The sequence below is a fragment of the Acinetobacter sp. GN11 genome (assembly GCF_054823985.1).
This window is the reverse complement of the sequence record NZ_JRVL01000206.1, coordinates 1-10,422: the sequence shown is the minus strand read 5'-3', so window position 1 is coordinate 10,422 and position 10,422 is coordinate 1. Positions and strand designations below refer to the sequence as shown.

The window sequence follows — 10,422 nt, the reverse complement described above, 5'->3', positions numbered from 1 at the left end:
TCGTCCTGCCTACCACAATCGTACTAGCCATTGCCAGCCAGACGTGTGATGGCATCTTGGCTGCCTGCATCTTGACGCAAGCGATACTTCTGCAGTTTACCCGTAGCGGTCTTGGGAAGTTCTTTAAATACCACGCGCTTGGGGCATTTGTATCGAGCAAGGCGCGCTTGGCAGAACTCAATGATCTCCTGTTCTGTTGGTGGTATGGTATCTGATCGTAGCTCAATGAAAGCACATGGAATCTCGCCCCATTTTTCGTCTGGTTGTGCGACGACGGCTGCGTACAGCACGGCGGGATGGGCGTGGATAACATCTTCAACCTCAACCGAAGAGATGTTTTCTCCTCCGGAAATGATTACATCTTTGGATCGATCAGTAATCTGGATATAGCCATTGTCGTGGACAACAGCCACGTCACCGGTGTGAAACCATCCACCCTCAAATGCCTTGCAAGTGGCACTCTCATTCTTGAGATAGCCCATCATGATGGTATTTCCGCGAAGCATGAGTTCTCCCGAGGTCCGTCCATCCCAAGGAACTGGTTTCATCGAATCAGGGTCGGCGACCATTAACCCTTCGAGAGCGGCTGCACGCGCGCCCTGGCGTACTCGTAACCGTCCTTGTTCGGCAGAAGGCAAATCATCCCAACCATCCTGCCATACACAGCTTATAGGTGTACCTGACACTTCCGTGATGCCGAACACATGATCGACTTGGAAGCCCATTGAAAGCACGGCATCCAGTACGGCCAACGGAGGAGGAGACCCCGCTGTCAATACTCGTACAGGATGCGGCAATTTTCTTCCCCGTGCGGAATCAGCAAGCATAGCCATTACAATGGGTGCAGCACACATGTGATCCACTTCGTATGCCTCGATGGACTGAAACACAGCATCGGCCGTAACTTTGCGCAAGCAGACATGCGTGCTGGCAGTAGCAGTAATGGCCCAAGTAAAACACCAGCCGTTGGCGTGGAACATGGGCAGTGTCCAAAGATATTTCGGAGCGCGTGGCAATGGCCAATTAGTCATCTGTAAAAGGCTCATTAAGTAGGTACCACGATGGCTCACCACTACACCCTTTGGATCACCAGTCGTGCCCGAAGTGTAATTCAGCGCAATGGGCTGCCATTCATCTGTTGGCCATATACCAGCAAAATCCGGATCACCTTCTTGAAGGAGTGCTTCGTAGTCGATGTCACCGATCCGAGGACCGTCGGCAGCTAAGAGGTCCTCAATGTCCACTACGATCGGGCGGTGATCGAGTTGCGCCAGAGCAGCCTCGGCAATGTTCGCGAATTCGCGATCTACCATTAGCAACTTACATTCACCGTGGCGAAGAATGAAGGCTATGCTGTCCGCATCGAGCCTGTGGTTTATCGTATTGAGCACTCCACCCGAAAGCGGTACGCCGAAGTGTGATTCCAACATCACTGGTGTGTTGGGAGCTAAGATTGACACTGTGTCCCCAGGGCATACTCCTCTTGCCACTAGCGCGGAGGCTAGGCGGTAGCAGCGTTCCCTTGTTTGCGCCCATGTTTGACGCAACGAGCTGTAAATGATCGCAGTTCGCTGTGGGTGAACTAGGGCAGCACGATCCAAAAAGCTTAGTGGGCTCAGTGGTACATGATTGGCCTGGCAGCGATCAAGGCCATTTGTGTAGGTTTGTGTGCTCATAGTGTGGTCTCCGTTGTGTTCTAGTGGAATGTGGTGAATGCACACACCGGCTCGCGCTCGGAGACCAGCGTGTTCTCTATGGCTGATTCATCTGCATATCCCATGCTCATGCCGCAAACGAGCATTTGGTCATCGGGGATTTCCAGCATCTTCGTAATCACATCATGGTATTTAAGGAATGCCGCTTGGGGGCAGGTACCTAGATTGCGGGCGCGAGCTGCAACCATTATTGTTTGCAGAAACATACCGTAGTCGATGAGACTTCCTTCACTGAGTACTCGATCAATTGTGAAGAGCAAACCGACTGGGGCATCAAAGAATCGATAGTTGCGACCAAACTGCCCATGCATGCGCACCTTGTCACCCTTCTCGATGTCGAGAAGGCTGTACAAGCGCCAGCCAATCGCTCGTCTGCGGTCGATATACGGCGAAGTCCACTTGCGCGGGTAATATTCGTAGGCATCGTTCAACAATACGTCCTGGGCTGGGTTATTGTGTATCGCGGCGATTGCTGCAGTCAGTTGCTCCTTAACCTCTCCTGTTACGACATGCACGCGCCAAGGTTGCATATTGACACCAGTTGCGCAATATCTAGCCACGTCCAGGATACCTTCAATCTCTGCACGAGACACTGGTGTGGGCAGGAATGCGCGCATGCTACGGCGGGTTGTGATTGCCCAATCCACGGCTTCCCGGATGCCTTGAACGTTCAGAGGAGCTGGGGTCATACGGTTCATTTCTCGATCTCCTGATCTCACATGGAAGTAATTGACGCGCTTTTCATCGCTTTGCACCTTGATGCAGGGAAAGCAACGAAACGAAACGTGCCGAGCTTTATTGGGTCGTGTTTGCTGCGCCATGAAGCTACGCCCGATTGGAGTCGGCTCGGCTTTGATTTACCAGCAGGATGGCTATAGCGCCGATCACACCGGCCAAGGCGATGACCATGAAGTTTTGCTCCAAAGGTAGCTTCAGCGAGACTAGCCAGCCGATGAGTACGGGTGCCACGATTGCACCTATCCGGCCGATGCCAGAGGCGAAGCCCACACCAGTCGAGCGTATAGAGGAGGGGTAGAAGTCACCGGCGTAGGCATAGGCCAACAGCTGAGTGCCAAGCGTAGATGCACCCACGACGAACACCACAACGAATAGCAGTTCGACAGTCTTGGTATATGCCAACAGCACTAGTGACACAGCACCTACCACGTAGAACCCTAGAAGGACGTACTTGATATTGAACTTGTCACTGAGCCAGCCGCCAGCTATTGCGCCCAGCATCGCACCTACGTTGAAGATGATCACGAAATTCAGAGCGGAACCGAGGCTGTAACCAGCCATCGCCATGAGTTTGGTCAGCCAAGAACTGAGCGCATAAACCATAAACAGGCCAGTCATGAATGCTATCCAGATCATGACTGTGCTCCAGCTGCGACCCTCCTGAAACAGCCTGCTCACGGGAGCATCCTGCACCTTTTTGCTCACCGAACTTACGATTTCGGCTCCATTCTCTATGCGTTGCAGGGGGAGGATGCGACGAACTATCGCAAGCAGCTCATTCTTCTTGTCTTTCTTGGCTAGAAATGCCATTGATTCTGGCATGGTTTTTAGAATAAGTGGTATTAACAGCACCGGAAGCGCAGCCACATAAAACACCGATTGCCATCCATGCGCCTGAATGAGTTGCTTGGCCGTAAGCGCGACCAGAATCCCGCCGACCGAATAGCCGGCAAACACAAGGGTTACCAGACGCGTGCGTAACTTCACTGGTGAGAACTCGCCCATTTGCGCCGTTGTGATTGGCAGAACGCCACCAATCCCAAGGCCAGCAATGAAGCGCATCACGCTGAAGGAAATAGGGTCGTTCGTTAGCCCTGCACTGGCAGTGAACAAGCTGAACAGCGCCATGCAGACAGCGATCATTTTTGGCCGTCCTATGCGATCGGCCAGCGTACCCAGAAAAAGAGCCCCGAGCATGGTACCTACCAGAGCAGATCCGGCCATGACGCCTGCGCTGGTAGCGTCGATATTCATGTCTTGCATGATTGCTGGGAGCGCTGCACCCACGACTGCGAGTTCGTAGCCGTCGAATACCAAGATAAGGAAACACCAAAGTAAAACCAAACCATGAAATCGGTTGAATTTGGCATCGCCTGTGATGCTTTCGATGTGGATTCTCTGCATGTTGCTTGTCTCCTACGTTGATTTTTCTATCGACTTTCTGCAAGCCTGTTGACTAAAATTCACATCAGCTCGATGGCTAAGGCAGTAGCCTCGCCTCCGCCGATACATAGACTGGCTACACCACGCTGTAGGCCGCGCTGGCGAAGTGCCCCCAGCAGTGTCACCACAATACGGGCACCGGAGGCGCCGATTGGATGACCTAGAGCGCAGGCACCACCATGTACGTTGATTTTGTCCAGCGATATGGCAAGATCGCGGCTGGCGATCATCGGAACAACAGCGAATGCCTCATTGAACTCGTACAAATCCACCATATCCTTGTCCCAGCAGATACGGGACAGCAGCTTCTGTACAGCTCCTACGGGTGCCATTGGGAACAGTGCTGGTACTCCGGCGTGGGTGGCGTGGCCGACAATGCGTGCCAGTGGCTGCGCGCCCAGACGCTTGGCCTGAGAGGAACGCATCAACATCAGTGCCGCCGCGCCATCGCTGATGGATGACGAGTTGGCCGCCGTCACCGTACCACCCTTACGGAAAGCGGGCTTGAGTGTAGGAATCATGTCGATGTTGACGGCAAACGCGCCTTCATCCTGCTGGACCACCAGTTCACCCTTACGGCCATTGACTGTGACGGGCTCGACCTCCCAGTCGAACGCGCCATTTCGGTTTGCAGCCTGCGAACGCTCCGTGGAAAGAATGGCATAGGCATCTTGCTCGCTGCGGTTGAAACCATAGCTGGTAGCACAGTCTTCAGCGAAGGTGCCCATCAGGCGGCCACGATTCTCTGTCGAGTAGGCGTCTTCGAGACCGTCAAAGAACATGTGGTCGATCATCTTCCCATGTCCCAGCCGCTGGCCAGAACGCGCCTTGGGCAGAAGGTAAGGAGCATTGGTCATCGACTCCATGCCGCCCGCCACCATGACTTGCTGGCTCTCGGCCCACAGTAGGTCATGGGCCAACATAATGGCTTTCATACCTGAACCACAAACCTTGCCGATAGTCGTACAGCCCGCAGTGAACGGCAACCCTGCGCCCAGCGCGGCCTGTCGAGCGGGGGCTTGTCCGACGCCTGCCGGCAAGACACAACCCATGAGAACCTCATTCACTGCATCCGACGCTATACCTGCTCGCCGAACGGCAGCGTGGATCGCCACAGCACCCAGTTGAGGGCCAGTTAATGATGCAAGGGCGCCCTGAAAACTTCCCATAGGCGTGCGGGCAGCACCGACGATAACCACTGGATCAGTATTAAAATTGAGGGACATAGCATCTCCATGCGCCAGCCTCATGGTGGCGCAAAACAATTAATTAAGATGGATCTGAAGGGGAGCAGCACTAGCTGCTCATTGTTTATTCGCGGGCCATGCGGATCACCCCAGCCAAACGGATCACTTTGCCGTTTATGTAGCGGTTCTCGGCGATATGCAAAACAAGACGGTCTAACTTAACAGGTAGGCCCAATCGTGACAGAAATGGAACCATCTGTCCCAGTGCCTGCTGGATGGCGGCAGACATGGATGTGAGCATTGAGACACCGCCTGTTACGACAAATCCACGGTTTTTAATTTGCATCTCTTTATCTCCAGATGAGGTTATTGAACACCTCTTGCACGTTAGACTGTAGAGATACAAGGCTCTCATGACGATGCCCTATGGTGTCAATCTTAATGAGGTCAGCGGGCACTGTTCCAGAGAGAATCATCGCTATTTCGTCATCTTGTTGCTCTGGCTTATCAAAATCTCAATTTCGCTCTTGGGAACGAAGCCAACTAGGTGTACGATTACTTACGGTGGTGGCATTTTGCAATTGAAATAATAAAATACTGCAAGCATCTGGTGAATGGATCTCCAATCCGTATGCAAAGCAGTTTGGAGGATCTCCGGTCACCATCAGGCAGCACGCCTGAACGGGCTGCTATTGCGATGAAACGCAAGTAAAACTCGACTCTGCATTAGGATCGCCCGTGCCGTTATACTTGGGGTACTGGGGATATCTACAAAGCGGTCGCTGCATCCCCTTTGCTGGATCGACGCTGCGTGTTGCGATGATTTTATGGCTTGAAGGCTTTGCACCGCCATCGATCCAGTCAAACATCGGGGTCACAAGATCAACCATATCGGGGCCATTACCACCGTTTGGAGTGGCAGCGCAGTGATCGTTCCCCGGCAGCACGTAGTATTCGACAAACTGATCCGCTGCCGTCTGCCCGCCCGCTGCGGCAACGACTTTATTGTAGTAGTCGGTGGTGTTGTTCATCGTGATCAGCCAGTCGGTCGTGCCGTGCATTAGAAGCAGCTTGCCATTGCGGGCCCTAAATTGGCTCAGGTCCGGATTGACTGCGTCAATCAAATTAGCTAGATAGTCGAGCCGACTTGTATATTGCAAGGGATCCACCTGCAGTGGGTTGACCGAAGGGTCTTGCGCGACGAAGTACCTCATAAAGTCCCCACCCAGAATCTGATAGGCTGTTCCACCGATGGCCTGCCATGAAGCGTCATCAGCGGTTTCCCCTCCTACTTGGGGGAATGAGGGCCATGTGTAACGTCCGCCCGCAACACTGGTTGGTTCATACAAGGTCTTTGCGGACTCCAGTTGTGCTTCCGTGAGGCAGGCATCGGATTCAGCGCCCGTACATCTGAGTGCCGTTAGATCGGGGTTGCATGCCTCCGGCCTGCTGATAGTGTGGTCCTTTAGGCCATCCAGCGCATCGCATTGGGCCTGCATGAAGTTGGCGATGGTCGTGACCTTCGGAACACTCAGACTTGCGCCAGGCTTTGCAAGTTGCTTCAGTATCTTTTGATACCATAGGAACTGGCCTGTGTATGCGTTCGCAGGGGCTCGGGCGATGATCCCATCAAACAGGTCTGGGTGGCGCTGCGCCAGTATCAAAGCCTGGCGGCCGCCACCAGAGCACCCCTCGTAGACAAACTTCGATCGACCGATGGAATCGCCATAGCGCGCCCTTAGAATGGCCTTGGCTGATGCAAGCACCTTCGGTACCGCGCCGTCTGCGTAGTCTTGCAGCAATTGGGGATCAAGGGCGAACGATCCCTGAGGGTGTTTCACCGCATCATGCCCATGGTTCGATGCGATGGTGGCATAGCCGTTCTCAGCGGCGCTTGGGCTATAGGCGATTTTATTTATTGTGCCGTCGAAGCCCCCGCCGCCCATGAAGAGAACGCGGTTGTTCCAGGTTGTAGGCATCTTGACTTCAAAGGCAAGTTCCTTCGGCATTTCACCTCGAACGACGCAGGTTTCAGGAACCGAACCTGTCTGGGGCACCAAGGTCACTTGGGTAACCTTTGCGCCTTCAAACTCCTGATTCAAGAGCTTGTTGCAGGCAGCTTGAGCGGTATCACTTGGCTGGATCGGCACGGATGACGAATCACCGCCACACGAGGCGAGCACCACGGCAGTGGCAGCAAGGGTGAGGCCAATTCCGATACTCTGCCTGCGGGCGTTATCTCTACGTATACGCGTCCTCCCTCGGTGCTCCGAGCGATGGAATGTGATGTTGGTGTTGCTCATCTTATCTCCTTGTATGATCCATGGCACGGCTGAGTCGTACCTTTGGCTGAATCACCACTCGGAAAAAGACGTCTGCAATCTACACGGCGATATTTCCGAGTGGTCAAGCACTGCCTCGATTGGCATCTTGAACCAACCATATCGCGTGCTCATTGTTATTTTTCTATCGACTTTCTGCAAGCCAGTTGGCTATAGTTCAGATAAGCTCAATGGCTAGGGGGTAGTAGCCACGATTCTCTGTCGAGTAGGCTTCTTCTCTTTATCTCCAGATGAGGTTATTGAACACCTCTTGCACGTTAGACTGTAGAGATACAAGGCTCTCATGACGATGCCCTATGGTGTCAATCTTAATGAGGTCAGCGGGCACTGTTCCAGAGAGAATCATCGCTATTTCGTCATCTTGTTGCTCTGGCTTATCAAAATCTCAATTTCGCTCTTGGGAACGAAGCCAACTAGGTGTACGATTACCCAATGGTATTTATTATTGAGGTATGTGGGTAGAAACCCAGCAGACTGTCGCAACTCGCTGATTATGGCTGGATCGCTCTTGATTTCGATGATGTCAATTTCGCCGGACCCGGCAAGCCTAGCTTGGAGTGAGCCATCCTTATAATAAGGCAGTCCCTTTTTTGTTTTCGCTGTGCCGTAAAGCGGTGTAGTTGGAGAAATTAAACCAACGATAATCCGGCTTCATTCGAAACTCGGTTTCCGCCTACTTTAGAATTGCAGATTTTACCATTCTTTATTGGTGTCTAGTCGACTCCTATCTCATCGCTGCCTTGACGCCGGTAGGCTCCAGGGCTTACTCCTGTCCATTTTTTGAAAGCACGTTGGAACGCACTGGTTTCCTGGAATCCTACCTTTCCTGCGACCTCGGTAACTGTCATGGAAGAGCTAAAAAGAAGATCAATAGCAATATCACGGCGTAGATCATCTTTCAAGCGTTGGTAATTTGTGCCATCTTCTTGAAACCGCCGTTGCAGTGTGGAATTAGACATATTGAGCATGCGCGCCAGATCATCAAGCCCTGGCCAAGCTTCAGGTTGAAGCCCACGCAATTGTCGCCTGACCCGTGCGTTGATGCTGTCGTCATTGCGGTACTTCACCAAGATGTTCTCTGGTGCTGCTTTGAGAAATGTCTTCGCGCTGACAGGCGTCTGGATCACTTTCAAATCTAGAAAAATGCTGTCAAATCGAACTTGAGTCACTGGGGCATCGAAATGAACGGCCTCACAAAAGCGCATCCGATAATCGCTTGAGTCAGCAGGCGCCGGAGCGCTGAAGTTCAACTCCTTAATGGGGATTCGTCGGCGCACCAGCCAGCAGGCTAGCCCATGTACAAGGATCAGCCATGTGCCATAGCCAAAGAGCCTGCAAGTAACGCCATGGTCATGCAATGTAATCACAGCATGATTTCCTTCACGGTGCAACTCACCATATATATCGTCTAGCACCGCACGCAGGAAAGATAATGTACGGCGAAGGGCTTGTTCAAGCGTATCGCAATCAAGAGCGGCATAACACATGAGTCGATAGCTGCCTCGACGCATCGGATGGCTGTCGATGCCGAAAAACTCGTCATCTAGGAGATCCGCCAAGCCATTCCATAATCGAGCAAATGCGTCTGCAGGCACACGTGCTTTGGGTGCATCCAGCAGCGTAGGCTCAATGCGCGCCTCCCTCAATATCGCAGACACATCTAGTTTACGCTGCATTGCTGCCTGGAGCGCTTCAAGCACCAGATTAATTGAAGTGGTTCCCTTTTCACCAGCATACGTCATAAAAAATACTTCATCTGAATTTCTCCGTACCGTGATCACTATAGTTAAGTCATTTTTTTTGCTAAACGCAGCTTATTGGCTTTGCTATTTCGGTGTGTGACTGACACCGTATCTGTATGCACGAGCCCAACGATCACTTCTTGGGTTAGCTACACATTATCTTAATGTGGCTTATTTTTTATGCCTTAAAAATAGAGGAGTATCCTTATGGGACAAGTCCTGACTACCAAACAGCAACCATTTATAGGACCGATTATTGGAGAGAAACTGTATTCGAGTCAACAGTGACGTATTAGCAAAGCCAAGTAATTGGCTGAAACCCATCAACAACTATTTGATCAACTCAAACACAGCTTACAAATTCTGATGAAAGATGCGTAATGGGTAGTCTTTATAGAAGGGGCGATCACATAGAAAAAGGTATAGGATTTAATCAGCCTGAACAGCAAAGCTTCATTCAAACAATATACAGAGTATTTAGAGCAATTTTCTCTTATCAGAGTAGGGGGGACGCTTTCGGATTTATCCAAATGGCTATAGAGATATATACCTTTAAAATAATGAAGTTAGTTGTATGTCATTGATTGAAGCTTGTACATGCAAGTGCTGTTTCACTTGCATGTAAAGTAGGTATTTATTTTTATGGTTGCTGGTTGTTAACTTTAATAGGCGCCCTATAGAACGACGTTTTCTTGCATTGGCAATTGATGTCCGTTTGAGGCTAGTTGTAGGTTATTATCTACCCTTGGCTGTTTCCTCTTTTTTTTATATTCATTGTAATGGGTGTTTCTCAAGCAGTACTACCCAAAGAGAAAAATGGCTAGCTTCACGCAGTATTCAAGCTGAATGGCCTGTTTGGGAAGTTATGGACATTATTGTCATAATGGATCTGAGTTTCACTCAGAAACTTTCAGAAATGTTTGTATGGCACATGATATTCACCTGGAATACTGACCAGTTAAAAACCACGTTTTAGTAGTCACATTGAACGTTTAATGGGAAACTTTGTAACTGATATTCATACAGTCCCATGATCAAATTTTTCAGATATTTTCGAAAGAAAAGATTACCACTCAGATACGGTAACAGTTTTCACATTCTCCGAATTTGAGGACTGGCTAATTGATTTTACCTATAATGTTTACCATAAAAGAAAGCACTCCGCTTTAGGTATTTCTCCACTACATGCTTGTGAGTTGGATATTTTTGGTGACAAAATCCCTCTCGTTATTGATTTCTTCTAAAGTATGTTGGG

The 10,422-nt window shown here is 50.9% G+C and carries 6 protein-coding genes and 2 pseudogenes; 1 reads left to right on the top strand and 7 read right to left on the bottom strand.

The features are described from left to right. Positions 1–23: 23 nt before the first annotated feature. From NL42_RS16040 to NL42_RS16010, 7 genes and pseudogenes are all read right to left on the bottom strand, one after another. Positions 24–1,676 (bottom strand): AMP-binding protein, encoded by a 1,653-nt coding sequence (locus tag NL42_RS16040; RefSeq protein WP_461313487.1) that lies wholly within the window; start codon positions 1,674–1,676, stop codon positions 24–26. A gap of 20 nt (positions 1,677–1,696) precedes the next feature. After that, a complete protein-coding gene (locus NL42_RS16035; RefSeq protein WP_461313486.1) occupies positions 1,697–2,536 on the bottom strand; it encodes a nitroreductase in 840 nt (279 codons plus the stop codon). 4 nt (positions 2,537–2,540) lie between these two features. Next, on the bottom strand, positions 2,541–3,857 hold the full coding sequence (locus tag NL42_RS16030) for an MFS transporter (RefSeq protein WP_461313485.1): 1,317 nt from the start codon (positions 3,855–3,857) through the stop codon (positions 2,541–2,543). Positions 3,858–3,916: 59 nt separating this feature from the next. Continuing rightward, positions 3,917–5,122, bottom strand: coding sequence for an acetyl-CoA C-acyltransferase (locus tag NL42_RS16025; RefSeq protein ID WP_461313484.1), 1,206 nt, complete (start codon positions 5,120–5,122; stop codon positions 3,917–3,919). Positions 5,123–5,207: 85 nt separating this feature from the next. Beyond that, a pseudogene (locus NL42_RS16020) lies at positions 5,208–5,384 on the bottom strand (3-hydroxyacyl-CoA dehydrogenase); the annotation flags it as partial. 388 nt (positions 5,385–5,772) lie between these two features. After that, entirely contained in the window at positions 5,773–7,386 is a 1,614-nt protein-coding gene (locus NL42_RS16015) for a DUF6351 family protein (protein WP_461313483.1), read from the bottom strand. Between the two features lie 752 nt (positions 7,387–8,138). Then, positions 8,139–9,167, bottom strand: a complete 1,029-nt coding sequence (locus NL42_RS16010; RefSeq protein WP_461313482.1) for an AraC family transcriptional regulator — start codon at positions 9,165–9,167, stop codon at positions 8,139–8,141. Positions 9,168–9,813: 646 nt separating this feature from the next. Here NL42_RS16010 and NL42_RS16005 point away from each other — a divergent pair. After that, positions 9,814–10,384: pseudogene (locus NL42_RS16005) on the top strand (transposase); the annotation flags it as partial. Positions 10,385–10,422: the final 38 nt, after the last annotated feature.